This is a genomic window from Synechococcus sp. A15-62, assembly GCF_014280075.1.
In the GTDB taxonomy this organism is placed as follows: domain Bacteria; phylum Cyanobacteriota; class Cyanobacteriia; order PCC-6307; family Cyanobiaceae; genus Parasynechococcus.
In genome coordinates this window covers 1,780,715-1,805,688 of record NZ_CP047950.1, presented here as the reverse complement: position 1 = coordinate 1,805,688, position 24,974 = coordinate 1,780,715, and the positions used below count along the sequence as shown (strand labels likewise).

At 62.5% G+C, this 24,974-nt stretch carries 31 protein-coding genes; 19 read left to right on the top strand and 12 right to left on the bottom strand.

Annotation, left to right across the window (positions count from 1 at the left end; translation table 11 throughout):
* Positions 1 to 50 precede the first annotated feature (50 nt).
* Entirely contained in the window at positions 51 to 317 is a 267-nt protein-coding gene (rpmA, locus tag SynA1562_RS10325) for a 50S ribosomal protein L27 (protein ID WP_114989469.1), read from the bottom strand.
* A gap of 45 nt (positions 318 to 362) precedes the next feature.
* Positions 363 to 728, bottom strand: coding sequence for a 50S ribosomal protein L21 (gene rplU / locus SynA1562_RS10320; protein ID WP_011365073.1), 366 nt, complete (start codon positions 726 to 728; stop codon positions 363 to 365).
* Positions 729 to 860: 132 nt separating this feature from the next.
* Here rplU and SynA1562_RS10315 point away from each other — a divergent pair, with 132 nt between their 5' ends.
* From SynA1562_RS10315 to kaiC, 3 genes are all read left to right on the top strand, one after another.
* Positions 861 to 1,745 (top strand): circadian clock protein KaiA, encoded by an 885-nt coding sequence (locus tag SynA1562_RS10315; RefSeq protein WP_186493795.1) that lies wholly within the window; start codon positions 861 to 863, stop codon positions 1,743 to 1,745.
* Entirely contained in the window at positions 1,742 to 2,107 is a 366-nt protein-coding gene (gene kaiB, locus SynA1562_RS10310; protein WP_006850278.1) for a circadian clock protein KaiB, read from the top strand. The genes SynA1562_RS10315 and kaiB overlap by 4 nt, the downstream gene beginning before the upstream one ends.
* Positions 2,108 to 2,172: 65 nt before the next feature.
* Entirely contained in the window at positions 2,173 to 3,711 is a 1,539-nt protein-coding gene (gene kaiC / locus SynA1562_RS10305) for a circadian clock protein KaiC (RefSeq protein ID WP_115161640.1), read from the top strand.
* Position 3,712: 1 nt separating this feature from the next.
* Here the strand turns inward: kaiC and SynA1562_RS10300 are convergent, their stop codons facing one another.
* Both SynA1562_RS10300 and purD read right to left on the bottom strand, forming a co-directional pair.
* A complete protein-coding gene (locus tag SynA1562_RS10300; RefSeq protein ID WP_186493794.1) occupies positions 3,713 to 5,779 on the bottom strand; it encodes an ATP-binding protein in 2,067 nt (688 codons plus the stop codon).
* A complete protein-coding gene (gene purD, locus SynA1562_RS10295) occupies positions 5,776 to 7,083 on the bottom strand; it encodes a phosphoribosylamine--glycine ligase (protein WP_186493793.1) in 1,308 nt (435 codons plus the stop codon). Before purD ends, SynA1562_RS10300 begins: the two co-directional genes overlap by 4 nt.
* Positions 7,084 to 7,141: 58 nt before the next feature.
* Here purD and SynA1562_RS10290 point away from each other — a divergent pair, with 58 nt between their 5' ends.
* Genes SynA1562_RS10290 through msrA form a run of 8 tightly spaced genes read left to right on the top strand, consistent with a single transcriptional unit; the run spans position 7,142 to position 14,935 of the window.
* Entirely contained in the window at positions 7,142 to 8,050 is a 909-nt protein-coding gene (locus SynA1562_RS10290; protein WP_186493792.1) for a hypothetical protein, read from the top strand.
* Entirely contained in the window at positions 8,047 to 8,799 is a 753-nt protein-coding gene (gene purC, locus SynA1562_RS10285) for a phosphoribosylaminoimidazolesuccinocarboxamide synthase (protein ID WP_186493791.1), read from the top strand. The genes SynA1562_RS10290 and purC overlap by 4 nt, the downstream gene beginning before the upstream one ends.
* A gap of 42 nt (positions 8,800 to 8,841) precedes the next feature.
* Positions 8,842 to 11,025 carry a BamA/TamA family outer membrane protein gene (locus SynA1562_RS10280; RefSeq protein WP_186493790.1) on the top strand — a complete coding sequence of 728 codons (2,184 nt, stop codon included), beginning with the start codon at positions 8,842 to 8,844 and terminating at the stop codon, positions 11,023 to 11,025.
* Positions 11,025 to 11,852: a UDP-3-O-acyl-N-acetylglucosamine deacetylase gene (lpxC, locus tag SynA1562_RS10275; protein WP_186493789.1), complete on the top strand. Its 828-nt coding sequence runs from the start codon at positions 11,025 to 11,027 to the stop codon at positions 11,850 to 11,852. The genes SynA1562_RS10280 and lpxC overlap by 1 nt, the downstream gene beginning before the upstream one ends.
* Complete coding sequence (gene fabZ, locus SynA1562_RS10270; protein ID WP_186493788.1) at positions 11,849 to 12,304, top strand: 3-hydroxyacyl-ACP dehydratase FabZ; 456 nt, start codon at positions 11,849 to 11,851, stop codon at positions 12,302 to 12,304. The genes lpxC and fabZ overlap by 4 nt, the downstream gene beginning before the upstream one ends.
* Before the next feature lie 5 nt (positions 12,305 to 12,309).
* Positions 12,310 to 13,134: an acyl-ACP--UDP-N-acetylglucosamine O-acyltransferase gene (gene lpxA / locus SynA1562_RS10265; RefSeq protein ID WP_186493787.1), complete on the top strand. Its 825-nt coding sequence runs from the start codon at positions 12,310 to 12,312 to the stop codon at positions 13,132 to 13,134.
* A complete protein-coding gene (lpxB, locus tag SynA1562_RS10260) occupies positions 13,134 to 14,315 on the top strand; it encodes a lipid-A-disaccharide synthase (protein ID WP_186493786.1) in 1,182 nt (393 codons plus the stop codon). Before lpxA ends, lpxB begins: the two co-directional genes overlap by 1 nt.
* Complete coding sequence (msrA, locus tag SynA1562_RS10255; RefSeq protein ID WP_255445646.1) at positions 14,312 to 14,935, top strand: peptide-methionine (S)-S-oxide reductase MsrA; 624 nt, start codon at positions 14,312 to 14,314, stop codon at positions 14,933 to 14,935. Before lpxB ends, msrA begins: the two co-directional genes overlap by 4 nt.
* Before the next feature lie 18 nt (positions 14,936 to 14,953).
* On the opposite strand, the gene SynA1562_RS10250 is transcribed toward msrA, so the two are convergent.
* Both SynA1562_RS10250 and SynA1562_RS10245 read right to left on the bottom strand, forming a co-directional pair.
* Positions 14,954 to 15,109: a hypothetical protein gene (locus SynA1562_RS10250; RefSeq protein WP_186493785.1), complete on the bottom strand. Its 156-nt coding sequence runs from the start codon at positions 15,107 to 15,109 to the stop codon at positions 14,954 to 14,956.
* Positions 15,110 to 15,463: 354 nt separating this feature from the next.
* Entirely contained in the window at positions 15,464 to 15,610 is a 147-nt protein-coding gene (locus SynA1562_RS10245; protein WP_186493784.1) for a hypothetical protein, read from the bottom strand.
* Between the two features lie 232 nt (positions 15,611 to 15,842).
* On the opposite strand from SynA1562_RS10245, the gene SynA1562_RS10240 reads away from it, so the two are divergent.
* From SynA1562_RS10240 to SynA1562_RS13095, 4 genes are all read left to right on the top strand, one after another.
* A complete protein-coding gene (locus SynA1562_RS10240) occupies positions 15,843 to 16,133 on the top strand; it encodes a DUF3104 domain-containing protein (protein ID WP_186493783.1) in 291 nt (96 codons plus the stop codon).
* Positions 16,134 to 16,290: 157 nt separating this feature from the next.
* Entirely contained in the window at positions 16,291 to 16,458 is a 168-nt protein-coding gene (locus SynA1562_RS10235) for a DUF4278 domain-containing protein (protein WP_255445645.1), read from the top strand.
* Between the two features lie 96 nt (positions 16,459 to 16,554).
* Complete coding sequence (locus tag SynA1562_RS10230; protein WP_186493781.1) at positions 16,555 to 16,707, top strand: hypothetical protein; 153 nt, start codon at positions 16,555 to 16,557, stop codon at positions 16,705 to 16,707.
* Positions 16,708 to 17,071: 364 nt separating this feature from the next.
* On the top strand, positions 17,072 to 17,254 hold the full coding sequence (locus SynA1562_RS13095) for a hypothetical protein (protein ID WP_041435123.1): 183 nt from the start codon (positions 17,072 to 17,074) through the stop codon (positions 17,252 to 17,254).
* On the opposite strand, the gene SynA1562_RS10225 is transcribed toward SynA1562_RS13095, so the two are convergent.
* Genes SynA1562_RS10225 through SynA1562_RS10200 form a run of 6 tightly spaced genes read right to left on the bottom strand, consistent with a single transcriptional unit; the run spans position 17,255 to position 21,262 of the window.
* Positions 17,255 to 17,491, bottom strand: coding sequence for a hypothetical protein (locus tag SynA1562_RS10225; RefSeq protein WP_011365057.1), 237 nt, complete (start codon positions 17,489 to 17,491; stop codon positions 17,255 to 17,257).
* Positions 17,488 to 18,957 (bottom strand): leucyl aminopeptidase, encoded by a 1,470-nt coding sequence (locus SynA1562_RS10220; protein WP_186493780.1) that lies wholly within the window; start codon positions 18,955 to 18,957, stop codon positions 17,488 to 17,490. The genes SynA1562_RS10225 and SynA1562_RS10220 overlap by 4 nt, the downstream gene beginning before the upstream one ends.
* A 55-nt stretch (positions 18,958 to 19,012) precedes the next feature.
* Positions 19,013 to 19,585, bottom strand: coding sequence for a GIY-YIG nuclease family protein (locus SynA1562_RS10215; RefSeq protein WP_186493779.1), 573 nt, complete (start codon positions 19,583 to 19,585; stop codon positions 19,013 to 19,015).
* Entirely contained in the window at positions 19,585 to 20,154 is a 570-nt protein-coding gene (locus SynA1562_RS10210) for a hypothetical protein (RefSeq protein WP_186493778.1), read from the bottom strand. The genes SynA1562_RS10215 and SynA1562_RS10210 overlap by 1 nt, the downstream gene beginning before the upstream one ends.
* Positions 20,155 to 20,202: 48 nt before the next feature.
* Positions 20,203 to 20,517 (bottom strand): hypothetical protein, encoded by a 315-nt coding sequence (locus tag SynA1562_RS10205; protein WP_186493777.1) that lies wholly within the window; start codon positions 20,515 to 20,517, stop codon positions 20,203 to 20,205.
* 43 nt (positions 20,518 to 20,560) lie between these two features.
* Positions 20,561 to 21,262: a response regulator transcription factor gene (locus SynA1562_RS10200; RefSeq protein WP_186493776.1), complete on the bottom strand. Its 702-nt coding sequence runs from the start codon at positions 21,260 to 21,262 to the stop codon at positions 20,561 to 20,563.
* A gap of 201 nt (positions 21,263 to 21,463) precedes the next feature.
* Between SynA1562_RS10200 and SynA1562_RS10195 the strand changes: the two genes are divergently transcribed.
* The 4 genes from SynA1562_RS10195 to pyrF all read left to right on the top strand — a co-directional run bounded on the left by SynA1562_RS10195 (position 21,464) and on the right by pyrF (position 24,971).
* Positions 21,464 to 21,793 carry a DUF1825 family protein gene (locus SynA1562_RS10195; RefSeq protein ID WP_186493775.1) on the top strand — a complete coding sequence of 110 codons (330 nt, stop codon included), beginning with the start codon at positions 21,464 to 21,466 and terminating at the stop codon, positions 21,791 to 21,793.
* Between the two features lie 75 nt (positions 21,794 to 21,868).
* Positions 21,869 to 23,116 carry a tyrosine--tRNA ligase gene (gene tyrS / locus SynA1562_RS10190; RefSeq protein WP_186493774.1) on the top strand — a complete coding sequence of 416 codons (1,248 nt, stop codon included), beginning with the start codon at positions 21,869 to 21,871 and terminating at the stop codon, positions 23,114 to 23,116.
* Positions 23,117 to 23,193: 77 nt separating this feature from the next.
* Positions 23,194 to 24,180, top strand: coding sequence for a phosphotransferase (locus SynA1562_RS10185; protein ID WP_186493773.1), 987 nt, complete (start codon positions 23,194 to 23,196; stop codon positions 24,178 to 24,180).
* Positions 24,181 to 24,239: 59 nt separating this feature from the next.
* The gene (gene pyrF / locus SynA1562_RS10180; RefSeq protein ID WP_186493772.1) at positions 24,240 to 24,971 is read left to right on the top strand and encodes an orotidine-5'-phosphate decarboxylase; all 732 of its coding nucleotides are present in this window, start codon (positions 24,240 to 24,242) and stop codon (positions 24,969 to 24,971) included.
* The last annotated feature ends 3 nt before the right edge of the window (positions 24,972 to 24,974 follow it).

Here is a 24,974-nt window from a genome sequence, read left to right as displayed (position 1 = left end):
CCCCGATGCCGAACTGACATCGGGGCTGTGCGGTGTTTCTGAGGTGAAACTCAGACCGCTGCGGTGATGTTGATGCGCTTGCGGTTGCGCAGGCCGCGGCGGATCGATTCGAACTTCACGATGCCGTCGGTGAGGGCGAACAGGGTGTCGTCCTTGCCTTTGCCCACATTGACGCCGGGCAGGACGGAGGTGCCGCGCTGGCGGATCAGGATGGAACCAGCGGTGACGGTTTCGCCGCCGTAGGCCTTTACGCCAAGGCGTTTGGCGTTTGAGTCGCGGCCGTTACGTGTTGAGCCTGTGCCTTTTTTATGTGCCATGAGAAGAGATGCTGGTGGGGCGGTTGATGGAGCGAGGGGGAGAGGTCAGCTGATGGCCTTGCCGCCCACGGAGATGGACTCAACCATCACCCGGGTGAGTTCCTGCCGGTGACCATTCTTGCGGCGGGTTTTCTTTTTGGGGCGCATCTTGTACACAATCACCTTGGGCCCACGGCGATGGGCCATCACTTTGAGGGACACGGTGGCGTCCTTGACATAGGGCTGGCCCAGGGTGGTGCCCTTGCCGTCCTTCACCAGGAGCACGTTCTCGAGCTTGATGGTGTCGTCCACCTCGGCCTGAAGCCGGTCGATGTCGTAGTAGCGGTTGGGCTGCAGCCAGATCTGGGTGCCTGACGCCTCAACGATGGCGTAGGTCCCGCTCTGTTCCGCGGCTGGTTTCGTGTCGGCCATAAGGTGAAAAGACGCGTTCAGGCTCGGCGAACCGATTCAGGCCTGAGCCGCAATCGAAAGACAAACAAAGATCTTCGTCTCTGACGCGCCCCATCGTCAAGATTCAGATACTTCGACGCTGCGGATGTCCGGATGGCCAGGCCGGCCCTCACTGTTGCTCTCGTGCTGGGCAACCCAGTTTTGGTGGAAGCCTGCCGCCCCTGGCTGCCGGCCAACCGTTACGAGTCGGTTGTTCTGACGGTTGATCCTGGGGAGACCCTGGCAGCTGTCCTCGGACCCCGGCGGGACGATTTTGACGCTGTGGTGATTGAGCAGAATCTGCTCGACGCTGAGGTCAAGGAGCAACTGCTGGCGGCGGGTCTGCTCTTCCCCGCCGTGATCGTTGGGGAGGTGAAGGGGCAGGTGGACTACCACCCCGAGGAGCTGCATCTGCCCGACGACCAGCTGGCCCAGCTGGGATACAACGTTGATGCTGCCATTTCGCGTTTTCTGCGCCAGGGGCGCGCCGATGGACGCCAGGACGACAGCAGCTCCTCCTCCCGTGCCGTCGGCAACCTCTCCGATCGCCTGCAGGAGCGACTTGGCTACCTAGGTGTTTTCTACAAACGGGATCCATCCCGCTTCCTGGGCAGCCTGCCCCCCGAGGAACGCCGGGATCTGCTGCTGTCGCTTCAACGCACCTATCGGGACCTGCTGGCGAGTTACTTCAGTGATCCGGCTGCGGCCAATCAGGCCTTGGAAAGCTTTGTCAACACCGCTTTTTTCAGTGATCTACCGATCACCCGCACCGTTGAGATCCATGTGGATCTGATCGATGAATTCTGGAAACAACTGAGTTTGGAGGGCCACAAACATGACTTTCTTCAGGATTACCGCCTTGCGCTTCTCGACGTGATGGCGCATCTGTGTGAGATGTACCGGCGCTCCATTCCGCCGGACCTTCCTCTGTCGGGCACGGCCTCTAGCCGTGTACGTCGCCCGACGGATCAGCTCGATGCCTCGGAGGAGTCGTCATGAGTCCCCGCAAGACCTACATCCTCAAGCTCTACGTGGCGGGCAACACGCCCAATTCGATGCGGGCGCTGAAAACGCTGCGCAACATCCTCGAGACCGAATTCCGGGGGGTGTATGCCCTCAAGGTGATTGACGTGCTCAAAAATCCGCAACTGGCGGAGGAAGACAAGATCCTGGCAACGCCAACGTTGTCCAAGATTCTTCCCCCGCCGGTGCGGCGCATCATCGGTGACCTCTCCGATCGGGAGCGCGTGCTGATCGGCCTGGATCTGCTCTACGACGAGCTGTCCGATACGTCGCTCAATTCGAGCTTGATCGACGCGGTCGATGAGGAGACCGACACGACCATTTCTTCAGATCCTTAAGCGACATGGTGCGCTCCAGCACGGTTCATCTCGCGCTCACTACGGTCAAGTCATAGGTCTTTGCTATGCAGTTCCCTCCGACCAGCGGTCAGCCTCAGATGCAGGTGCAAAAGCTCCCGACGGGGATCGAGGGCTTTGATGATGTGTGCCAGGGCGGCCTACCGATCGGCCGCAGCACACTGATCAGCGGCACATCCGGCACCGGAAAGACGGTGTTCTCGCTGCACTTCCTCCACAACGGCATCAAGGATTTCGACGAACCTGGCATCTTCGTCACCTTCGAGGAATCGCCCCTCGACATCCTGCGCAACTCCGCCAGTTTCGGCTGGAACCTGCAGGAGATGGTCGAGCAGGACAAACTCTTCATTCTTGATGCCTCGCCAGATCCCGACGGCCAGGACGTGGCTGGCAGCTTTGATCTCTCGGGTCTGATCGAGCGGATCAACTACGCCATCCGCAAGTACAAGGCCAAGCGCGTCGCCATTGATTCGATCACGGCGGTGTTCCAGCAATACGACGCAGTCTTTGTGGTGCGTCGAGAGATTTTTCGCTTGATCGCCCGGCTCAAGGAAATTGGCGTCACCACGGTGATGACCACCGAGCGCATCGATGAGTACGGCCCGATTGCCCGTTACGGCGTTGAAGAATTTGTTTCCGACAACGTGGTGATCCTGCGCAACGTGCTCGAGGGAGAGCGGCGTCGGCGCACTGTTGAAATCCTCAAGCTGCGGGGCACCACCCACATGAAGGGCGAGTTCCCTTTCACCATGGGGGCCCACGGCATCAGCATCTTCCCGCTCGGGGCGATGCGCCTCACCCAGCGGTCGTCCAACGTTCGGGTCAGCTCCGGTGTGCCCCGTCTGGACGACATGTGCGGCGGAGGCTTCTTCAAAGATTCGATCATCCTGGCCACCGGAGCCACCGGAACGGGCAAGACGATGCTCGTCTCCAAATTCATCGAAGATGCCTGCCGCAACAAGGAACGCGCCATCCTGTTCGCATACGAGGAGTCGCGCGCCCAACTGCTCCGCAACGGCACCAGCTGGGGCATCGACTTCGAGCAGATGGAGCAGGACGGGCTGCTCAAGATCATCTGCGCCTACCCCGAATCCACCGGCCTCGAAGATCACCTGCAGATCATCAAGACGGAGATCAGCCAGTTCAAGCCGTCGCGCATGGCGATCGATTCCCTCTCCGCCCTGGCGCGCGGTGTCAGCCACAACGCCTTCCGACAGTTCGTGATTGGGGTGACCGGCTACGCCAAGCAGGAGGAGATCGCCGGCTTCTTCACGAACACCTCCGAGGAGTTCATGGGCAGCCACTCGATCACCGACTCCCACATCTCCACGATCACTGACACGATCCTGCTGCTGCAGTACGTCGAGATTCGTGGGGAGATGGCTCGAGCCTTGAACGTGTTCAAGATGCGTGGCTCCTGGCACGACAAGGGCATCCGCGAATTTGTGATCACGGGGAATGGCCCTCAGATCAAGGATTCCTTCTCCAACTTCGAGCGGATCATTTCTGGTGTGCCCCATCGGGTCACCACCGATGAGCGCAGCGAGTTGTCGCGCATCGCCCGAGGCGTTTCCACCGAGGACTGACCTAAAGCTCGACGGCCTCGGCAATGGCGTTGCGGCTGCGCCGTTCCGCTTGCAGCTGCAGCTCATCCTTGTCGGCTTCTGCGAGTGGAAGTTCGAACCAGAAGGTGGTGCCGATCTCGGGCTCGCTCACCATTTGCACTTGAGCACCGTGCTTTTCGAGGATGCCTCGCACGATTGAGAGACCCAGCCCGGTGCCAACTTCCGTGTGAACGGCATTTTCCACTCGGAAGAATCGGTCGAAGATCCGCTCCTGATCGGCGCTGCTGATGCCGCAGCCCGTGTCGGCAATCTCCACCCGCAGCTTGGGCAGTGGTGAGGTGAGGGCGCAGGTGGGGCCGTCACTTCCGGTGATTGCCGTTCCCTCCACCGAACAGGTGTCGGGCCAGGGATAGGCCCGCAGCGCCAGGGGGCCGCCGGGGCGGCTGAACTTCAGGGCATTGCCCATAAGGTTGTCGAGCACCTGGAGCAGCAGGTCCCAGTTCCCCAAAACGTCAGGCAGATCTTCGGGAACATCCAGCACCAGCTCCACCTGGCGATCCTCGGCATTCAGCCGGTAGGTGCGCAGGGTCTGCTCCATGGCGGGGCGCATGCTGATCGGCTCGAACTGCAGCGTCCTCCCCGACTCCAGCCTGGAGAGGTCCAGCACATCGTTCACCAGCCGGGTGAGGCGATCGGTTTCGTCGTTGGCGACCCCGAGAAATTCCTTCTGTTCATCGGGGCTGAGCTGATCGCCGAGGTCGTGCAGGGTTTCGACGTAGCTCTTGATGTTGAACAGCGGCGTGCGCAGTTCATGGGAGACGTTGCTGATGAAGCGGCTCTGGGCCGCATTCAGCTCCACCTCGCGGGTGAGGTCCTGGATGGTGACGGCGATGCCCTTGAGGGTTTCGCCACTGGCATCACGCACCGCCTGCAGAACGATGCGCAGGGTGCGGGCCGGTTCCCCCACACTGCAGCGCAGGTCTTCACTGTCTGAAGCGCCACCGAGCAGGGCATCGAGGGGACTGTGCAGCTCGATGGCCAGCAATTCCGGCAATTCCCCCACCAGCTCCTGGCCTTCCAAGCTGCGCCCTTCCCAGCGGAACAGACGCCGCGCTGTGGGATTGGCCAGCACGATGCGGCCATCGGCATCCAGGAGCATGGCGCCATCGGCCATGGTGGCGATCAACGACTGCTGCTTCACCTGGGCGGCGGTGAGCTCCTCGATGTTGGCTTCGTCGTAGGCCTCGAGCTGGGAGGCCATGGCGTTGAAGCCGGTGAGCAGTTCCCCCAATTCCCCACCCACCGGCAGGTCCACCCGGGCACCGAAGTTGCCGGAGGCGACGGAGCGCACACCCCGCAGCAGCTCCTTCACCGGTCGGGTGATGGTGAGGGCGTTGAACACTGCGCCCAGGATCACCAGCACCCAGATCGAGATGAACACGGCCACCGTCACCTCCCTCGTGAGGGCTGCACTGGCCAGGGCGGTCTCGTTCGGATTCACTCCGAGGCCCAGAACGCCGTAGTACTGCCCCCCCCTGATCAGGGGCACAAACACATCGGTGACGGCCCCCTGGGGCGTGAGGTGTTGTCGCACCAGGGGGTTCTGTGGCCGTCGTCGCAGCTCGTCGGGCAGCTCCAGACGTCGGTTGAGACGAAGCTCTCCATCTCCACTGCTTGGGGTTGCGCTGATCGGGATCCCTAGATAGACGACGCCTTCGGGATCGGCGAAGAAGATGTAGCGGACGCTGCGGCTGGAGCGCCAGAACTTTTCGGCGACGTTGGCCAGCTCACGGTCCTGCCCCTGCGCCACCAGCTCTGTGACGTTGCCAGCCAGCAGCAGGCCCAGATCCCGGGCGTAGCGCGTGTCGTTCATCACGGCATCGCGCTGAATGCCATTCAGGGCGAAGAAGGTGATGCCCGTCATCATCAGGCTCACCACCAGGGTGGCAATCGCCAGCAGCTTGGTCTGGAGGGTGAATTCCGCCCACCAGGCGGAGATGCGGTCCCAGAGGTTCTGGTCCTCCCCTGGCGGTTTGCCATTGGGGGGGAGCGCCCAATCAGCGATTGCTGCTCCGCTGCCGCTGCTCATCCGCCCGAGCGCACCTGATGGCCGATGTCCCGACGGTAAGTGATTCCGGCGTAATCGAGCTGATTAAGACCGTCGTAGGCCCCGGCAAAGGCGGCATCGAAGTCATCGCCCTGGGCGACGACGGCCAGCACCCTGCCTCCGGCGGTAAGCAGTTCGCCGGAGCTGTCGCGGCGGGTGCCGGCGTGAAACAGCTGATGGTCTGGGCCGGGGACCAGGTCGATGCGGATCGCATCACCCTTGCGGGGGGACTCGGGGTAGCCCTCGGCTGCAGCCACAACGCAGGCACTGCAGCGTTCGGCGATGCTCAGCTGAGGGGCCAGATCAAGGCGACCCAGAGCACAGGCCTGCAGCACGGCGCCGAGCTCCGGGCCGAGCAGTGGCATCAACGTCTGGCATTCGGGATCGCCGAAGCGACAGTTGAACTCGATCACCTGGGGGCCGTCGGCCGTGATCATCAAGCCGGCATAGATCACGCCGCGATAATCGATTCCGCGTTGGCGCAGGGCCTTGAGGGTGGGCTCCAGCACGATGCGGCGCACGTCTTCGAGGCCCTCGGCATCCAGCAGTGGGGCGGGGGCATAGGCGCCCATGCCGCCGGTGTTGGGGCCGCGATCGCCTTCGTTGAGCCGTTTGTGGTCTTGCGCCGGGGGCAACAGCACCATCCGCTCCCCATCGCAGAGGGCAAACACAGAAACTTCAGGGCCCTCCATCCGCTCCTCCAGCACCAGCTGGGAGCCCGCAGCCCCGAATCGCCCTTCAAAGGCTTCGCGGATGGCGGTTTCCGAGTCCTCAACGCTGTCGGCCACCGTGACGCCCTTGCCGGCGGCCAAGCCATCGGCCTTGACCACCAGAGGACGTTGGACCTCCTGCAACACCGCCAGTGCTTCGGCTTCACTGGCCACCGCCCAGTGGCCCGCCGTTGGCACCCCCGCCTCTTGCATCAGCTGCTTGGCCCAGGCTTTGCTCGCCTCCAACTGGGCTCCCTCTGCTCCAGGGCCGAACACGGCGAAGCCCGCCTCTCGCAGGGCATCGGCAACCCCAGCGGCCAGCGGCGCTTCCGGACCCACCACCACCAGGTCGATGCCGTTCTGCTGGCACAGCGCGATCAACCCAGCGCGATCGGTTTCGCCCACCGCCAGGGCGCTGCCTTCAGTGCCACCGTTGCCAGGGGTGATCCAGATCGTCTCCAGGCCCGGACAACGGGCCAGTGCCCAGGCCAGGGCCTGTTCCCTGCCGCCGCCACCGACGACGAGGGCGCGTTGGAGGGCAGGCAGCGTGTTGGGACGGGTGGACGAAATGGCCATGGTTGCGGGAGGAACGGTTTGGGCCTCGTAGGTTTTCCTTTGTAGACCGCAGCCCGCCATGGGGACTCCCCTTTTCCCCTTCGCCCTCACCCTTCTGGCTGCTGTTACGGCAGCCCCGGATCCGCAGGTGATGCGCGAGGAACGCTTTCAAAGTGTTCTCGCTGAGATGGATGTGGCCGCGGCGGGGCAGGCCTGTCTTGATCCCCGCATGGCGACCTCCAATAGCCGTCGTCAGGCCCTGCGCGATCGGCTTCTGGCCCTGCATCCGGTGATCGACTCGTTGGAGCTGGTGCTAGCGAACGCTGAAGCCCTGATGAGCTGCGGTGCCCCCGAAGCTGCAGCCGTGGTGCTTGACCGCTACATCCCCCGTGTTGGCGATGAACGGCGGCAGTGGCTGTTGTTGCGCTGGCGTGCAGCTTCAGCAGCCCTGAATCACCGTCAGGCGGCCTTGGCGCTTCGCCGTTTGGTGGATGGCAACCTGACGGCCCTGGATGCGCCTCTGTTCCCTGATCAGCCGTTGCCAGATCAGGGCAACGGGCTGGATCAGTTGGCTTTGCATGAAGCGGCCCTGGGCCGCAACGCTGTGGCTGTGGAGGTGCAGCTGCTGGGCGACCTGACGGGTGTGCAGGGGGCGCAGCGTCTGTCGCGGGCGGCGCAATGGCTCGATGCCGATCAGTGCGATCAAGCCGATCAACTGCTGGAAACCGCCTTGGATGAAGCGGCGGCAGCGGAGGCCTGGGGCTTGGCGATGGACCTGCTGCATCAACAGCTGCAACTGCAGCTGGAGGCCGGGGGTGATGGTGAGCGGCCGCGCCAGCGGATGCAACGCCTGGCCACTGTTCTCGATGACCGCTACTCGCTCCAGCAGCTGCAGCCTGAGGCCGAACCCGATCCCCTGCTGCGTTCCCCGCGGGATCCCGGAGGCCATGCTGATGTAAGACCATCAGCCGTTGCACCTTCGCCATGACGCCCGATCACGGAGAGCTGCTGTACGAAGGCAAGGCCAAGCGGGTGTTCGCAAGCACGGATCCCGACCGGGTGCTGGTGGAGTTCAAGAACGATGCCACCGCCTTCAATGCTCAGAAAAAAGCTCAGCTGGATGACAAAGGTCGGCTGAACTGCCAGATCTCAGCGCGGTTGTTCGAGCTGCTGGAGCGTGAGGGGGTGCCGACCCACTACTGCGGTCTGGCTGGGGAGACCTGGATGCTTGTACGACGGGTGGAGATCATCCCCCTGGAGGTGGTCCTTCGGAACATCGCCACCGGTTCACTGTGTCGTCAGACGCCGATCGCTGATGGCACAGCCATCGAACCTGCCCTGTTGGATCTGTATTACAAGGACGATTCCCTCGGCGATCCGTTGTTGACCGAGGCTCGTCTGCAGCTGCTCGGGGTGGCAGACACCTCGCAACTGTCAGCGATTGAACAACTGGCCCGCCGAGTGAACGCGGTCTTGCTCCCGTTTTTTGACGAACTTGATCTGCAGCTGGTCGATTTCAAGCTGGAGTTAGGGCTGGCATCGGATGGAACACTTCTGCTGGCCGATGAGATCAGCCCTGACACCTGCAGGCTCTGGGACCGCCGCAACAGCAACGCCGAGGACCGGATTTTGGACAAGGACCGCTTCCGCAAAGATCTCGGCGGGGTGATGGAGGCCTACGGGGAGGTCCTCAAACGGGTCCAAGGAAACTGCCCCAACCCCCGCAACTGCTTGTAAGGTCAGCGCACCTTTTTGTGGCTTCGCCCAGCCTGCGCCTCGATGACCCGCCGTTCGTCCCGCCGCTCTTCGGTTGCAGTTCGTCGCACGGTTTTGGGCCTGATGCTGGGGATTCCCCTGGTGGCTCCACCAGTGATGGCGCAGGACGCAACGCCTGCAGACCAACCCCTCGAAGGCGAAGAGGTCATGGTGGACAGCGCCGTGGTGGAACAGCCCCGGGTTCTGATTTCCGAGGTGCTGATTGAAGGCATCGATGGCCACCCTGAAGAGGAACGCCTTCAGATCTCCACCTACGACGCCATGCAGGTGCGTCCGGGGATGCGTGTCACCCGCGAGGAGCTGCAGAACGACCTAAATGGCATTCAGGCCACGGGCTGGTTCTCGGATGTGCGCATCGTTCCCCAGAACGGACCGCTGGGTGTTCAGGTGGTTGTTCAGGTGGAGCCCTTCCCTCCCCTGAGTGCAGTGGAGATCAGCGGCGACGATGAGAATCTCCTTTCGGATGTGGTGATTGAGGAGACTTTTGCCTCCGATTACGGGCGCACGCTGAATCTCAACGATCTGCAGCAGCGGATGAAGGCTCTGCAGGCTTCAGTGGCCGGTCAGGGCTACTCCCTGGCACGGGTGTCCGGTCCGGAACGGGTCAGCCCTGATGGTGTTGTCACGCTGAAACTGCTGCAGGGCAGCGTGTCTGATGTTGAGGTCAAATTCCTCACCAAAGAGGGTGATGACACCGATGAGAACGGCAATCCCATCCGCGGCAAGACCAAAGAGTGGGTGATCACCCGAGAGGTTTCGATCCAACCCGGCGATCCGTTTAACCGCAACGAGCTTGAGCGGGATATCAAACGGCTCTACGCCACCCAGCTGTTCAGTGATGTCAAGGTCACCTTGCGGCCTGTGCCGGAAGAGCCTGGCGATGTGGTGATCGTGCTTGGCATCGTCGAGCAGTCCACCGGCCAGCTCTCCGGCGGTCTCGGCTACAGCCAGAGCCAGGGCGTCTTCGGTCAGGTGCAGCTGCAGGAAAGCAATCTTTTCGGCCGAGCCTGGAATCTGGGCACCAACATCACCTACGGCCAATACGGCGGACTGGCCAACCTCAACTTCACGGATCCCTGGATCTACGGCGACAAGCACCGCACCAGCTTCCGCACCTCTGTGTTCTTGAGCCAGCAGGTGCCCCAGGTTTTCCAAAGCGGAGACAACGGCAACATCCGCACCGCGAAGGACTACGCCGACAACGGCTCCAACAAGGCCTACGAGACCGGTCGTAAATATGGGTTCACCGATGGAGACAAGGCTCCAGGCGAGGTCAACAAGGCCGACAGTGAGTACCCCAACCGCAGCTGGTTCGACTACGAGGGCGACACGGTTGTGCTGCGCAAGGTTGGCGGCAACTTCTCCTTCTCACGCCCACTGAATGGTGGTGATCCTTACAAGGACAGCAAGTGGAATGTCCTGGCTGGGATGTCCTTCGCCGAAGTGCGGCCGATCAACTTTGCCGGTGACACCAGGCCCTATGGCGTGTCCAACAACAAATTCCGCAAGGGCAAGGTCAACAAAGACGATGTGATCTGTGTGTCGTACAACTGCGCCGACACCAACAGCCTGGTGGGGATGCGTTTCGCCACCACTTACAACAATTTCAACAACCCCCGTAATCCCACCAGCGGCAACTTCTTCACAGCCGGTACCGAGCAGTTCCTCGGCATCAACAATGATTCGCCCACCTTCAACCGTCTGAGGGCCAGCTACACCCAGTTCTTCCCGGTGGATTGGCTGAAGATCCACAAGGGTTGCCGTCCCAAGGCCGGTGAACAGGCCGATTGCCCGCAGGCCATTGGTGTGCAGATCAAGGGCGGCGTGATCATGGGTGAAGCGCCCCCGTACGAGGCGTTCTGCATGGGTGGATCCAATTCGATTCGGGGTTGGTACGACTGCGATATGGCGGTGTCCACGGCCTTCAGCGAACTCACGATCGAGTACCGCTTCCCGCTGATCAGCATCTTTTCCGGCGAGGTTTTCATGGATGCCGGCACCGATTTCGGCACCCAGAAGAATGTGCCTGGCAAGCCCGGTCTGCTGCTAGGTAAGGACGGCTCCGGTGTTTCCCTTGGTACCGGTGTGATCGTGACCACCCCAGTGGGTCCGATCCGGGTTGAGGTGGCCACGAAAGACTTCACTTCCGATTACCGCTTCAACCTGGGTGTGGGCTGGAAGTTTTAGTGATCAGCTGGCCTCATGACTACTCCGTTGCCTGGACGCTGGCAGCGGAGACATCACGCTCTGGTATCGGCCTCCACAGTGGTGCCGAGGCCACAGTGGAACTTCGGCCGACGGAGCAGCCTGGTTTTCAGATGCGCTTGCCGGGCATGGATCAGGCGATCCAGCTTCGGCCGGATCAGGTGCGCGACAGCCAGTTGTGCACAACCTTGGATCTGGGCTCCAGCAAGGTGGCCACCGTCGAGCATCTGTTGGCGGCCCTGGCCGGTTGTGGGCTGAGTCATGTGGAGATCGTGCTCGATGGCTACGAAGTTCCTCTGCTGGATGGCTCGGCCCTGGGCTGGGTGGAGGCGATCGCTGCGGCTGGTTTGGTCCCGGCGGAGACCCCGCGGCCAGCACCACCGCAGTTGGAGCAACCCCTGTTGCGCACCCGAGGCAACAGTGTGATCACAGCCACCCCCGCCGATTGCTTTGGTGTTGTGGGGATCATTGACTTCCCCCAGGCGGCCATCGGCCGCCAGCAGTTCGCCCTGGAGCTCACCCCCCAGCGCTTTGTTGATGAGATTGCTCCAGCACGCACCTTCGGTTTCCGGGAGCAGGTGGAGCAGCTTCGTGCTGCTGGGTTGATCCAGGGCGGAGCCCTGGACAATGCCTTGGTCTGTGACGGTGATCATTGGATGAATCCACCGCTTCGGTTCGAGGATGAACCGGTGCGCCATAAGCTCTTGGACCTAATCGGCGACCTGGCCCTCGTCGGTTTTCCCCAGGCACAGGTTCTTGTGTACAAGGGGTCCCATGGTCTTCACACCGATCTCGCAGCCGCTTTGTGACTGAATCCACCACCCCAGATGTCGTGCTGACCAGCGAGCAGATCGCCGGTTTGCTTCCACACCGTTACCCCTTCGCGCTGGTGGATCGGGTCATCGCCCATGAACCCGGGGTTTCGGCCACGGCGATCAAAAACGTGACCATGAACGAGCCCCAGTTCCAGGGGCATTTCCCCGAGCGTCCGCTGATGCCCGGGGTGCTGATTGTCGAGGCGATGGCGCAGGTGGGTGGTCTGATCGTCACCCAGATGCCCGATCTGCCCAAGGGTCTGTTCGTTTTTGCCGGCATCGACGGGGTACGCTTCCGGCGCCCTGTGGTTCCGGGAGATCAGCTGGTGATCCGCTGTGAACTGCTCAGCCTCAAGCGCAAACGCTTCGGCAAGGTCAAGGCTGAGGCCATGGTGGATGGCGATCTGGTCTGCTCAGGCGAATTGATGTTCTCCCTGGTGGACTGAGCGGGATGTCGCAGCAAACGACGTCACAGCAGATCCACCCCACGGCGGTGGTGGACCCGAAGGCCGAGCTGGCCGCCGGCGTGGTGATCGGCCCCGGTGCGGTGGTCGGCCCCGAGGTGGTGATCGGAGAGAACACCTGGATCGGTCCCCATGCCGTCCTGGATGGTCGGCTCAGCCTGGGCCGTGACAACAAGGTGTACCCGGGCGCCTGCCTTGGTCTTCCGCCACAGGATCTCAAGTACCGCGGTGCCAACACCGAGGTGTTGATCGGTGATGGAAACACGCTGCGGGAATGCGTGACGATCAATCGCGCCACCGAAGAAGGCGAGGTGACCCGCATCGGCAATGGCAACCTGCTGATGGCTTACTGCCATCTGGGCCACAACTGCGATCTGGGCAACAACATCGTGATGTCCAATGCCATCCAGGTGGCGGGCCACGTTGTGATCGAAGACCGTGCGGTGGTGGGTGGCTGTCTGGGCATTCACCAGTTCGTGCACATCGGTGGGATGGCGATGGTGGGCGGCATGACCCGTGTCGACCGGGATGTGCCCCCCTATTGCCTGGTGGAAGGGCATCCGGGCCGGGTGCGGGGGTTGAACCGCGTCGGCCTGCGGCGCAGTGGCCTGACTGCCAATCATGACGGCGCTGAACTCAAGCAGCTGCAGGACATCTGGACCCTGATGTATCGCTCTGACCTGGTGATTGCCGATGCGCTTCAGCAGGCCCGCAGCCAGCCCTTGCTGCCGGCGGCTGAGCACTTCTGCCGGTTCCTGGAAGCCTCCACCGGTCAGGGCCGACGGGGTCCGATGCCGGTGCAGGGCCGCTGATGGTTCGGCTGCTGATCAGCACCGGAGAGGTTTCCGGTGATCTGCAGGGCAGCCTGTTGATTCGCGCCTTGCGGTTGGAGGCGGAACGACGGGGACTTGAGCTGGAGCTGCTGGCCCTGGGTGGCCCGCGCATGGAGGCGGCGGGTGCAGCATTAATCGCCGACACCGCGCCGATGGGAGCCATCGGCCTGTGGGAGGCCGTTCCGTTGATTCTTCCCACGCTGCGTCTGCAGGCCCGGGTTGATGCGTTGTTGGCGGAACATCCCCTTGATGGTGTGGTGTTGATCGACTACGTCGGGTCCAATGTCCGCTTGGGCACTCGGCTGCGGCGCCAGCAGCCCGAGCTGCCGATCACGTATTACATCGCCCCCCAGGAGTGGGCTTGGCGCTTTGGCGATGGAAGCACCACCCGTCTGCTTGGGTTCACCGACAAGATCCTGGCGATCTTCCCGGCGGAGGCCGAGTTTTATGCCGCCCGTGGTGCGGATGTGAGCTGGGTGGGTCATCCGTTGCTGGACAGCTTCCAGAACCTGCCCGATCGCGCCAGATCCCGTCGCCAACTGGGTCTTGATCCTGAGGCCCCGGTGCTGTTGCTGCTGCCGGCCTCGCGGCCCCAGGAGCTGCGCTATCTGATGCCACCGTTGGCCCAGGCGGCTGCTCTGTTGCAGCAACGCCACCCTGATCTTCAGGTGCTTCTGCCCGCTGGGCTTGCAGCGTTCGAAGCGCCCCTGGCTGCGGCGCTGCAGGAGGCCGGAGTCCATAACGGGCGGGTGATTCCCGCCGCTGAAGCGGATGGGCTGAAGACCACCCTTTGTGCAGCGGCGGATCTTGCCTTGGGCAAATCCGGCACGGTGAATCTGGAACTGGCTCTGCAGGGGGTTCCCCAGGTGGTGGGTTACCGCGTCAGCCGACTGACCGCCTGGGTTGCCCGCCACGTCCTGCGCTTCCAGGTGGACCACATCTCGCCTGTGAATCTGTTGCTCAAGCAGCGGTTGGTGCCGGAGCTGCTGCAGGATGAACTCACGGCTGAGGCCCTGGTGGAGAGGGCGCTCCCTTTGTTGACCGCCACCCCTGAGCGCCACGCCATGCTGGAGGGGTATGACCGACTGCGGGCAACCCTGGGGGCTCCTGGGGTCACTGAGCGGGCGGCCAAGGCCATCTTTGATCAGGTGATCGATTGAAACGAACTCTGCTGCTGCTGTTCACCTGCCTGATGTTGTTCAGCTGGCCCCAGCGCGCCATGGCTGAGTTGCAGACGGCTGTGTTTGCCGGGGGCTGTTTCTGGTGCCTGGAGCACGACCTTGAGGATCTGCCGGGGGTGCGTGATGCCGTCAGCGGCTACAGCGGCGGCCAGGTGGAGCGTCCCACGTACCGGCAGGTGAGCAGTGAGACCACTGGGCATCAGGAAGCTGTGCAGGTGCGTTTTGATCCAGATCAGATCAGTTATGCGGAGCTGCTGCGCAGCTACTGGCGCAATGTGGATCCCCTCGATGGGGGTGGACAGTTCTGCGACCGCGGCGATTCCTACCGGCCGGTGATCTTCACGGCCGATGTCGATCAGGCTGAGGCTGCCGAGGCCAGTGCGCAGGCGGCGGCCAGCGAGCTCGGACAACCACGGTCTGCCTTGAAGGTGGAGCTCAGGCAGGCAGCTCGCTTCTGGCCGGCCGAGGGCTACCACCAGAACTATGCCGAGAACAACGCTGTCAAATACAACTTCTACCGGTTCAGCTGTGGTCGTGACCGCAGGCTCGACAGCGTCTGGGGCGACAACGCTCGCTCCGGTAACAGCTGGGGGAGCTAGCGCTCAGTTCCAGTGGTCTTAAGGCCTCAGCCTGCCGACGCCATAGCCCAGCAACAGGCCAACAGCTCCACCGACGGAACCAGCCGTCAGTTGCATGCGTTGATCCTTGCTCAGTTGGCCTGCGAACACCAGTGATGCGGCAACAGCGACCAGCAGCAGCGCTGTGACCAGCACGGCATCCAGGGATCGGTTGCCTGACTTTCCACTCTGACTACCACCTCGCTTTACGGGTGGTTTCCCTCCGGGCGGTTAGTTCATATCCAGTTCACGCTCAATGCGATTGAGTTCCTGTTCTGCAGGGGATCGGTCCATCGCTCAAGGATGGCAGCCTTAATCTTCCGCAGACCGCCCCCGTAAGCGAGCCCGATCGCTCAGCCAGATGATCACCCGTGTGATCGCCCAGGCGAGGGTGACACCCAACAGGATCGAGAGCAGTGACTCCACAGCACAGCACTTGAGAACATCGGCAGGCGCCGGATGTCCATCAATATGCCGATCTGATCAAGGAATGCGTGAGGACTGTTGCGATCAGTCGCGTGCTTCTGGGTCCTTGTCTTTAGCTGGCTGTGTTGTGGCCTGAGGCTTGGATGCCGCCTTGGCGGCCAGGGAGGCTTCCAGGCGCTGCAGCTGCGCTTCGCGCAGTGCGTTGGAAATGCTGAGGGTGCGGTCAGTCATCGATTGGCGTTCTCGACAGCATCAGGGTCAGGACCATGTGCGATCGAAAGGGGGCCTACAGAACTGAGGACTGTCGAAACCTAGACACCCATCGATCCACGTCCAGGGAGCAAAAGTGCTTACGTCAGAGTCTGGCAACACACCTGAACCCCGGCGCCAGCTCCCATCTTCTGGTTGCCAAACAAGTGTCACCGTGGCTATGAGTACAGGTGTACCAGCTCGAGAGGTGTGCATGTCGGTTGATCACGGCGATCTCGCGGTGAAGGCGGAAGCTCCGTTCCTTCATGTCCGCCCAGGGCACTTCGTGATTGTGGGTGGAGATCACCTTGATCAGGGGGATTGGTGGATGGGGCAAGTGATCTTCTGTGAGGGGAGTGCTCGCCATCCCAGGCTCCCGTCCTTGTTTCAGGTGGCTGACGTGGACACCGGCGTCATCAAGTGGATCAACGCCGATGCGGTCTCTGACGTGATCTGGTCGATGGATGGATGGCCTGCCAGTGCGCCCGTCTGCGAGGAGCGCTGATCGAGGGCTGGCGTGTATCCGCTCGAGCAACGCGGGGCTGGCGGCTGGTCTATAAATGTGTTTGTAGCAACCGCTACAAAACGTTCACCCCTGCTTGCGGGGGCGCAGACGCTCCAAGTCACGGAACGGGGACTTGGGTTTTCTCGAGGAACATCCAATGACGGCACTTCTTTATCGAGGTCACACCTACGAAGCAGCACCATCAGCACCCAAGGTCTGCGTTGAGTTGACCTACCGGCGCGAGCACGACAACACCTGCCGCCAGGAGCTCCTGCGCGAAGGCCAGCGCACCCTCACCTACCGAGGCGTCACCTATACCAAGTAGGTCCCGGCAAGGGTTTGTTATGGGGTGAACGGGTTCGGCGATCACGATTCGCGCGGGATCTCGTCATCGTGGGAAGCAGCCTGTCAGCGCCCTTCGATGGGAACGGACCTCACCGCCATCGTGATTTCCTCGGTGTTTCTCGGGGTGGGATTTGTGATTGCCAAATTCTTCCCCGAAGCGGCGTTGTTGGCGGCGGTGTTCTTGGTGGGGCTGGCAATTCTCAACGTCGGCCTTGTCCTGGTGGGCTGATTGCCAAAAAAAAGGGGGTGTTCCCCTAGGCACCCCCGCGATCGACGCATTGCCCCTTCACCGAAAGAAGCATCCGAAGGATGGCCTGGGCTCCTGAGGCTGGTCGTCGCCATCGCGACAAAACATCCCTGCTGTGAGGGACCCAAGAAAAAAGCGAGAGCTTTCAGATCGCTCTATGGGATTTGAGTGGGCCGTTACTTGATCAAATCTGGTCGAATTCCTTAAGAAACCAACACTCAACCTGTTGAAAAGATTAAGCGCGACAACCTGAATGATTCAGCAAGTTCTCAGTGAACAGACGGGTTTCCGGCCATCGACCAAGCTTCGAGCCACGCTTACGATCTGCTGGTGAGAGGAGGGTTGTATGTATCTGCTGACCATTAAGGATGGTCTTGGCACCCGTCATATCGGTCCCTACGCGTCACCGAAGCACGCGTCAGACGATCTTGATCGTGTGTTGGAAACCTGCTCTGAGCGAGCACGGTGGCAGATCCATGCACTTGAAACCCCGGATCGTTCGCTCGAACTGCAGCCGGTTGCCTCCTGATCAGCTCTGACGTCGTCCCGGGAATCCTCGGGTCAGTCCGCTGTCGATCATCAGGCCAATGCCGGCATTGATGCAGATCAGGCTGAGGGTTCCGTACCAGAACCAGGGGCCTGCGTCCTTGCCCAGCATCTGAACCACCTTCCGGCTCACCGCCTCGCCGAACAGGCAGAGGCCAACCGGGAGCAGTAGCACCCCCAACTGGGCCTTGATGTACCAGCGCACCGGGGAGCGGCTCATGACTGGGCCAGCACCCAGTTCACCAGGGTGCGCACGCCGTAGCCGGTGGCACCAGCGGGATTGACGCCTTTGCCCTTGTCGCTCCAGACCGGCCCGGCGATGTCGATGTGGGCCCAGGCGGTGTCTTTTGCCACGAACTCCTTGAGGAACAGGGCCGCTGTGATCGAACCGCCGGGTCGCGGGCCGGTGTTCTTCATGTCGGCCAGCAACGACTTCAATCCATCCTTGTAGGACTGCCGCAGTGGCATGCGCCAGAGCCCTTCCCCGCCGGTCTGAGCGGCAGCATCGAGGGCCTCTGCCAGATCGTCGTGGTTGGACCACAGTCCGGCCATCTCATCCCCCAGAGCAATGACGCAGGCTCCGGTGAGGGTGGCCAGATCAACCACGGCATCGGGCTTCTGCTCACAGGCGTAGAGCAGGGCATCGGCGAGGGTCAGCCGGCCTTCGGCGTCGGTGTTGTTGATCTCGATCGTCATGCCGTTGGCGGCCTTAACGATGTCGCCGGGGTGGACGGCGGAGCCATTCACCATGTTTTCGCAGGAGGCCACCACCATGTGCACCTCAACGCCGGCTGGCTTGAGTTCGGCGATGCTGCGCATGGCACCAAGCACAGCGGCACTGCCGCCCATGTCGAACTTCATCATGTCGATCTGGGCTGCACCCACCTTGAGGTTGTAACCGCCGGAATCGAAGGTGAGGCCTTTGCCCACCAGGGCAACGCGGCGTTTCACCTCGCCCTCGGGGCGATAGATCAGGTGGATGAACTTGGGCGGCAGATCGGAGCCCTGGCTCACGGCCAGGAAGGCACCCATGCCCTTGGCTTCGCAGTCGCTGCGCTCGAGCACCTTGAGCTCAAGGCCGTGGTCCTTGGCGATGCCAGCAGCCGTGTCGGCGAGGGCGGCCGGGGTGACCACGTTCGGGGGGGCCGCCACCAGCTCCCGGGCCAGTTCCACACCGGCGCAGGTGGCATTCACCGCCTCAAAGCCGCTTTCGGCGGCGGGGTTGAGGTCGATCAGCTCCAGAGCCTCAGGGATCCGGCGCGGGTCCGGCTCCTTGCGGAAGCGCTGGTCTTTGTAGAGGCAGAGCCGCACCGCTTCAGCGCAGATCCGGGCAGCTTCTTGGGCATCGCTTCCCGCCCAGGGCAGTTGCAGGCCCAGGCTGCCTTCACAACCGATGGCGGCTTTGGCGGCCCGGGCGGCGGCACCGCGCAGGCGGTCGGTATCGATGGCGTCGCTCTCGCCCAGACCCAGCACCACCAGCCGTTGCGGTCCCCCACCGAGGGGCGTGATCACCAGTTGGTCCCCGGGCTTGCCTTTGAACTCCTGCTGCTTGAGGGCATCGGTGATGCCGGCAAAGCGTTGTTCCAGGGACGTTGCCGTGGCGTCGACATCGCCCTGGGGCAGTCCCACCGCCAGCACATCGCCGTTCCACTCCTGCAAACCGGCGGAGGACAGGGAGAAGCGCATGGGTGGACGCGTCAACAAAGGATGAGCGTAGCGATCCCGTGCGATGGGTTCGGTCTTAGAGCTCGGCTGTGAAGGGGGTGGCCCAGCGCTGGCGGGTTTCCTTGTTGAACGGAGGCCACCAGCGTTGGATCAGCTGTTGTTCCAGGGCCCGCCGGGCGCGGGTGGCCTTGGGCACATCACAGCTGAAGCGGATGCTCAGCTGGGCGCTGAGCTCACAGCGCTGCAGGGCTTCGCCGTAGGCGGCGAGGTAGGCCTTGCAGTCGTGATCGCCTTTCCAGCGGCGCTCGGCGGCCAGGGTTTCGCCCACATACAGCAGAAGCGGCTGCTCCAGCTGGGCTGGCCTGTCCATCACCAGGTAGATCGCTGCTCCGCGGTGCGACGGCTCCGGCCAGCGCCAGAAACTCATCGCCAGGGGGGTCAGGGCCAGTGGATTGATGGCCGTGGCAGCGTCATCGGGGCTGGCACCGAATAGATCCCCCTGGGCTGCGCCGGCGCTTTCTCCACGGAACAGCGGCGCCTGATGGGCATGCAGCCGCTCTTGCCAGGCGAGCAGCTGCTCCCGTTGCAGGGGCAGGTCGGGCCCGTTGCTGAAGGCCAGCGCGCCGGTGGAGAAGAGATCCCCCTGCATCAGGGCAGCGGCAGGCTGGGCCCGGCACGGCGGCTGCCGAAACTCACTCGGCCGATCAGGGCTTCCACGCTGCTGGCGGGCAGGCAGAGCCGCTCCTGCAGATCGGCCAGATCCTTGAAACCAGCGCGCCGGCGTTCCCGCATCAGGTTGGCCAGCCGTTGTTCCGGCCAGCCGAGCAGGGCCAGCTGATCGTCGCTGGCGTTGTTGAGGTCGAGGGGAGCGGTCTGCGGCTGCGGTGGAGCATCGCCGTGCCACTGGAAGAGCAGATGGGGGCTCCAGAGCCTGGCCAGATCGCTCGGCAGCTCCAGCAGCCGGAACAGATCATCGGCACTGGCGAATTGCACCCCACCCCGCTGCAGGCGCACCAGCAGATCGGCTGTGTCCCGGCTGCAGCCGGGCAGCTGCAGCCACTGATCGCGGCTGGCCCGGTTCACATCCATCACCCAGGCCGGCGGCTCGGGCGCGATCGGTTCAGGCTGCGGCAACGCCGGCTGGGGTGTTGCTGGCAGCTGCCCTGTGGCCTGCAGCACCCGCCTGGCCAGGGGATCCAACCAGTGGCTGCGGGGCATGCTGCTCAGCCGAGATGGGCCGACCTTAACGAGGGTGCAGGGGCCGCGTCAGCGCAGCTGGCGCACAAGCTCCTCACACCCCCCCTGTTCGTCGATGTATTGGCGCATCAGATCGTCGTAGCCGGGAGCGCTTTTCACCTCGTTCCGGTTGGCGTCGCTCACTCCTTTGCTGATTAGAAACCGGGTGGCGATGTCTTGGACCTTGGCGGCCTTCATTTGTTCGGTTTCGACCAGGCAGCGGGCATTGGCCTCAGCGATGGTTACCAAAGCTGTGGTGCGCTCGCTGGCGGCGAAGCCTGCTCGTTGAACGAGGCTGCTGACGCTGAGAACCACCAGGGCTGTAAGGGCGGCGCGTTTGACCATGGCGTCTGCACCGTTGGAGTCCCCTCAGGATGCTCCTTCAGGGCTAGGGGGTCCAGCGCGGAATCGGCAGCGGTGGATCCACCAGGTTGCGCTGAAAGGCGATCAGCACCGCCTGGGTGCGGCTTTTGACATCGAGTTTGCGCAGCAGCCCGGTGACGCAGTGCTTGGTGGTTTCAATCGAGAGATGCAGTTGATCGGCAATCTCCTGATTGCTGAGGCCTTTGCAGAGCCCGCGCAGCACGTCCTCTTCCCGCAGGCTCAACACGTCGCTGAGGGGATGGGCGGCGCCTCTGGAGCCGCGGTCGTGGTTGGCCACGCCGGCAATCACCGGATCCATGTGGCTGCCATCGCTCTCCATGGCGCGCAGCACGCTGAGCAGGCCGCCATTGCCGATTCGCTCATGGCTGCAGAGCCCTTCGCACTGCGCCTTGGCCGCGGCGTGAATCGTGCTGAGCAACGGGCGTTGAATCAACATCAGGCAGCGCAGGGTGGGCTGCTGAGCCTTGGCAGCCGCCACCAGGGAGGGGCCGTTGCCGCGCTCGAGCTGGTCGCTGCAGATCAGCAGATCAGCGGCTGTGTGGCTGAGACAGGCGAGGGCTTCCGCTTCGGTGCTGGCGGCCCCCACCAGGGAGCCGATGCCGTTGAGGCTGTGCACCAGGCCGCTGATCAACACGCGATCGGCGGAGGCCACCACGATGCGGCGCCTTTCCAACAGGAGCCGGTGGCGCTGGGGAAGCTCACGCATCGCGCTGAGCTGAGCTGTGAAGTCCACATCCTGGAGGCGGCCCGAAACTCACCATGAATTCGGATGCCACCAGAGGGTGGTGCGGGTCAGCAAGACCGTACAAAACGCCTTCGCTGATGCCAAGCCAAGGTGCGGCGATCACCCCCGTTGCCACTGGTGAATCCTTGGCAGACTTTGCCGAAACAGTGCGCAACGCCGACGATGGCCTTCTTCGATTCCGACATCGTTCAGGACGAAGCTAAGCGCCTGTTCAGCGATTACCAGCAGCTGATGCAGCTGGGCAGTGAGTACGGCAAGTTCGATCGGGAGGGCAAGAAGAAGTTCATCGAGACGATGGAAGAGCTGATGGGCCGTTATCGGGTGTTCATGAAGCGCTTTGAACTCTCGGAGGATTTCCAGGCCAAGCTCACGGTGGAGCAGCTGCGCACCCAGCTCAGCCAGTTCGGCATCACTCCCGAGCAGATGTTCGATCAGATGAACTCCACGCTTGAGCGGATGAAGGCGCAGATCGAGCAGCCCCCCTCTACCTGAAACAGCCCCAGCTGAACCAGCTCGACCTGAGCCAAGACTCGTACGATCGCCAGCGCTCGCTCGTTGCGCCTCCCCATGCCGGACTCCATCCCGTCGTTGCCGGATTGGTTGTCCCGGGGCATGGCCGACCTGTTCCCTGCCGGGGATCCCAGTGATGCGGATCAGGCCCTAGCGGCCCGGTTGGCCCAGGCCAAAAAAGAAGGCCGGCCGTTGCGGGTGAAGCTGGGCATTGACCCCACTGGCAGCAACATCCACCTGGGTCACAGCATTCTGTTCCGCAAATTGCGGGCCTTCCAGGATGCGGGCCACACGGCGGTGCTGATCATCGGCGATTTCACGGCGCGGATCGGTGATCCCACCGGCAAGAGCGCCACGCGGGTGCAGCTGAGCAAGGAGCAGGTGGCCGCCAACGCCTCCACCTATCTGCGCCAGTTGGGGCAAGACCAGCCCAAGGAAACGGCGCTGCTCGATTTCGAAACCCCCGGCCGCCTGGAGGTGCGATACAACTCTGAGTGGCTGGAGGGCATGGATCTGCCGGCGGTGATCGGCCTGCTCGGCACCGGCACCGTGGGCCAGATGCTGGCCAAGGACGACTTCTCCAAGCGCTACGGCAGCGGCACCCCGATCGCCCTGCATGAATTCCTCTACCCGCTGCTGCAGGGCTACGACTCGGTGGCGGTGAATGCGGATGTGGAGCTGGGCGGCACCGACCAGAAGTTCAACGTGGCCATGGGCCGCGACCTGCAGCGCCACTTCAACAAGGGCACCCAGTTCGGCCTGCTGCTGCCGATTCTGGTGGGTCTGGACGGGGTTCAGAAGATGAGCAAGAGCCTTGGCAACGTGGTGGGGCTGGAGGAAGACCCGCTCTCGATGTACTCCAAGCTCGAGAAGGTCGGCGACGGGGCGATCGACGACTACGTCACCTTGCTGACCGACCTGGATCTGGCCTCTTTGCCGGAGAACCCACGCGAAAAGCAGAAGGCGATGGCCCTGGCAGTGACCGCCAGCCGTCATGGCATCGAAGCAGCCCAGAAGGCCCAGAGCGATGCCGCCACCCTGGTGGGCGGCAGCGGTGATGCCGGCGCTGATGTGCCCGAGGCGTCGCTGGCGGAGGTGAACTTCCCGGCCAAGGCTTTCTATTTGTTCAGTGCCGTGGGCATCTGCGCCAGCAGCAGCGAAGCCCGCCGTCAGATCAAGGGCGGTGCGGTGCGGCTGGAGGGGGAGAAGATCACCGATCCCAATCAGGAGTTCGCCTCAGCGGCGGAGCTGGAGGGCAAGGTGCTGCAGCTGGGCAAGAAAACCTTCCGGCGCTTGGTGGCCTGAGCCGCCGGATATCCCCCTTTTGGGGGATCCGCCGAGAGGGAACCGGCGAGATTGTTCGTTCATCAGAGCGAAGAACAATGCCAGCGCTAGCCCTTGAACCTGAATTCAGATCTGATCAGCAGATCACTGCCTATTTTTTGGCCTATCTGCAATCGGAATTCTCAGATCGTGTCGCCTATGAGGTTGAACCATCACGGCTGACCGGTGGTGCTGATGCCCGGCTGTATCGCTACAAGCTGATTGACCAGGAGCCAAGGGTTCTTCGCATTCTGCGTCCAGCGCGTGAGGTGGCGGAGCTTTTGCATCATCAGGTTGTGCATCAGATCCTGAATCAGCAGGGCCTCAATGCCCCCATGATTCATCGCGTTTGTGCAGACAAATCAGTCTTAGGAGGTGTTTTTGCGGTGATGGAGCTGGTGCCCGGTCAAACGGTGTTTGAGCTGGCTCCAGAGCTTCATGCCAAGGCCGTGGGTGAGTCGATGGCCACCATGCATGGGCTGGATGTGAGGCCCATTGTTGAGTCGTTCAGGCGGGCTGGTGTTCCGGATGAGCGATTTTTGGACCCTTTTGTTCATCAAAAGGCACTGGGATTTTTTGAAGAGAAGACTCCCTGGGCTGCTGATCTGATGGCTTGGCTGCGGGATCATTTGCCCCTTGATGGTGAGAATCTTGCTGTGATTCATGGTGACTATCACGGCGGTAATCTGATGTTTGAAAATAGTTCTGTATCCGGGGTTCTGGACTGGTCATTTTGTATTTCTGACCCCGCGGTTGATCTTGCTCACACAATGAATGATTATCTGGTTTTTATTCCCCAGATTGGATGGGGGATGTCATCTCATTTGTGGGAACAGATCATGGACGGGGCTCTTCAGGCTTATCAAGCCATCAGGCCTTTGAATTACGAGCACATCAAGGCCTGTCGAGTTTTTCATCTTTTTTGGGCGTTAACTGCCGGTCTTGCTGGTGGTGGCATCGAATTCATGCGAAAGCCTGAATCGCAGCGCGACTATTTGAGCTTCATTGAGCAATCAACTGGCATCAGGCTTTCGACCTCAGCCTGAACATCCGTTGAGATGCGCTGGCCGAGGCGACAGGATGGACTCCGGATCACTCGCTTGCCTTGGCTCCGTCGCTTTCCGCTGACCCCGCCGATCGGATCATCGTGGCCCTCGATGGCATGGCGCCCGAGCAGGCGCTGCGCTTTGCCGCCCAGGTGGACGGGCTGCGCTGGGTGAAGGTGGGTCTGGAGCTGTACGTGCAGGCGGGGCCTGAAGTGGTGGCCCAGCTGCGTGAGCAAGGGCTGCGGGTGTTTCTCGATCTCAAATTTCACGACATCCCCGCCACGATGGCCGGTGCCTGCCGGCGGGCGGCGGCGCTGGGGGCCGAGCTGATCACGGTGCATGCCTGCGCCGGCAGCGAAGCACTTAAGGCAGCCCAGGCCTCGGCACAGGAAGGAGCCAAAGCTGCTGGTCAACCCGTTCCTACGTTGCTGGCGGTCACGGTGCTCACCAGCTGGGAGGAACAACGGCTGCAACAGGAACTCGCCATCACCCAAGGCATCGCCGAACGGGTGCCGGCATTGGCGCAGCTGTCGGCGACCGCCGGCATTGGTGGTTGTGTGTGCTCACCCCTGGAGGCCGCGGCATTGCGGGCTCAACACCCTCAACCGTTCGCGTTGGTCACCCCAGGCATTCGCCCAAAGGGCGCAGCTGTTGGTGATCAAGCCCGGGTGATGGGGCCGGCTGAGGCGATTGCCGCTGGTGCCAGTCAGCTGGTGATCGGCCGGCCGATCAGCAAGGCCGACGACCCCAGCGCTGCTTTTGCGCTCTGTTGCAGCGAGCTTGTGGTCTGATCG

Excerpts from the sequence above, each read along its gene's own strand:
- rpmA (WP_114989469.1), bottom strand. The coding sequence starts at position 317 with ATGGCACATAAAAAAGGCACAGGCTCAACACGTAACGGCCGCGACTCA.
- rplU (WP_011365073.1), bottom strand. The coding sequence starts at position 728 with ATGGCCGACACGAAACCAGCCGCGGAACAGAGCGGGACCTACGCCATC.
- SynA1562_RS10315 (WP_186493795.1), top strand. The coding sequence starts at position 861 with ATGGCCAGGCCGGCCCTCACTGTTGCTCTCGTGCTGGGCAACCCAGTT.
- kaiB (WP_006850278.1), top strand. The coding sequence starts at position 1,742 with ATGAGTCCCCGCAAGACCTACATCCTCAAGCTCTACGTGGCGGGCAAC.
- kaiC (WP_115161640.1), top strand. The coding sequence starts at position 2,173 with ATGCAGTTCCCTCCGACCAGCGGTCAGCCTCAGATGCAGGTGCAAAAG.
- SynA1562_RS10300 (WP_186493794.1), bottom strand. The coding sequence starts at position 5,779 with ATGAGCAGCGGCAGCGGAGCAGCAATCGCTGATTGGGCGCTCCCCCCC.
- purD (WP_186493793.1), bottom strand. The coding sequence starts at position 7,083 with ATGGCCATTTCGTCCACCCGTCCCAACACGCTGCCTGCCCTCCAACGC.
- SynA1562_RS10290 (WP_186493792.1), top strand. The coding sequence starts at position 7,142 with ATGGGGACTCCCCTTTTCCCCTTCGCCCTCACCCTTCTGGCTGCTGTT.
- purC (WP_186493791.1), top strand. The coding sequence starts at position 8,047 with ATGACGCCCGATCACGGAGAGCTGCTGTACGAAGGCAAGGCCAAGCGG.
- SynA1562_RS10280 (WP_186493790.1), top strand. The coding sequence starts at position 8,842 with ATGACCCGCCGTTCGTCCCGCCGCTCTTCGGTTGCAGTTCGTCGCACG.
- lpxA (WP_186493787.1), top strand. The coding sequence starts at position 12,310 with ATGTCGCAGCAAACGACGTCACAGCAGATCCACCCCACGGCGGTGGTG.
- lpxB (WP_186493786.1), top strand. The coding sequence starts at position 13,134 with ATGGTTCGGCTGCTGATCAGCACCGGAGAGGTTTCCGGTGATCTGCAG.
- SynA1562_RS10245 (WP_186493784.1), bottom strand. The coding sequence starts at position 15,610 with ATGACTGACCGCACCCTCAGCATTTCCAACGCACTGCGCGAAGCGCAG.
- SynA1562_RS10240 (WP_186493783.1), top strand. The coding sequence starts at position 15,843 with ATGTCGGTTGATCACGGCGATCTCGCGGTGAAGGCGGAAGCTCCGTTC.
- SynA1562_RS10235 (WP_255445645.1), top strand. The coding sequence starts at position 16,291 with ATGACGGCACTTCTTTATCGAGGTCACACCTACGAAGCAGCACCATCA.
- SynA1562_RS10230 (WP_186493781.1), top strand. The coding sequence starts at position 16,555 with ATGGGAACGGACCTCACCGCCATCGTGATTTCCTCGGTGTTTCTCGGG.
- SynA1562_RS13095 (WP_041435123.1), top strand. The coding sequence starts at position 17,072 with ATGTATCTGCTGACCATTAAGGATGGTCTTGGCACCCGTCATATCGGT.
- SynA1562_RS10225 (WP_011365057.1), bottom strand. The coding sequence starts at position 17,491 with ATGAGCCGCTCCCCGGTGCGCTGGTACATCAAGGCCCAGTTGGGGGTG.
- SynA1562_RS10220 (WP_186493780.1), bottom strand. The coding sequence starts at position 18,957 with ATGCGCTTCTCCCTGTCCTCCGCCGGTTTGCAGGAGTGGAACGGCGAT.
- SynA1562_RS10215 (WP_186493779.1), bottom strand. The coding sequence starts at position 19,585 with ATGCAGGGGGATCTCTTCTCCACCGGCGCGCTGGCCTTCAGCAACGGG.
- SynA1562_RS10210 (WP_186493778.1), bottom strand. The coding sequence starts at position 20,154 with ATGCCCCGCAGCCACTGGTTGGATCCCCTGGCCAGGCGGGTGCTGCAG.
- SynA1562_RS10205 (WP_186493777.1), bottom strand. The coding sequence starts at position 20,517 with ATGGTCAAACGCGCCGCCCTTACAGCCCTGGTGGTTCTCAGCGTCAGC.
- SynA1562_RS10200 (WP_186493776.1), bottom strand. The coding sequence starts at position 21,262 with ATGCGTGAGCTTCCCCAGCGCCACCGGCTCCTGTTGGAAAGGCGCCGC.
- SynA1562_RS10195 (WP_186493775.1), top strand. The coding sequence starts at position 21,464 with ATGGCCTTCTTCGATTCCGACATCGTTCAGGACGAAGCTAAGCGCCTG.
- tyrS (WP_186493774.1), top strand. The coding sequence starts at position 21,869 with ATGCCGGACTCCATCCCGTCGTTGCCGGATTGGTTGTCCCGGGGCATG.
- SynA1562_RS10185 (WP_186493773.1), top strand. The coding sequence starts at position 23,194 with ATGCCAGCGCTAGCCCTTGAACCTGAATTCAGATCTGATCAGCAGATC.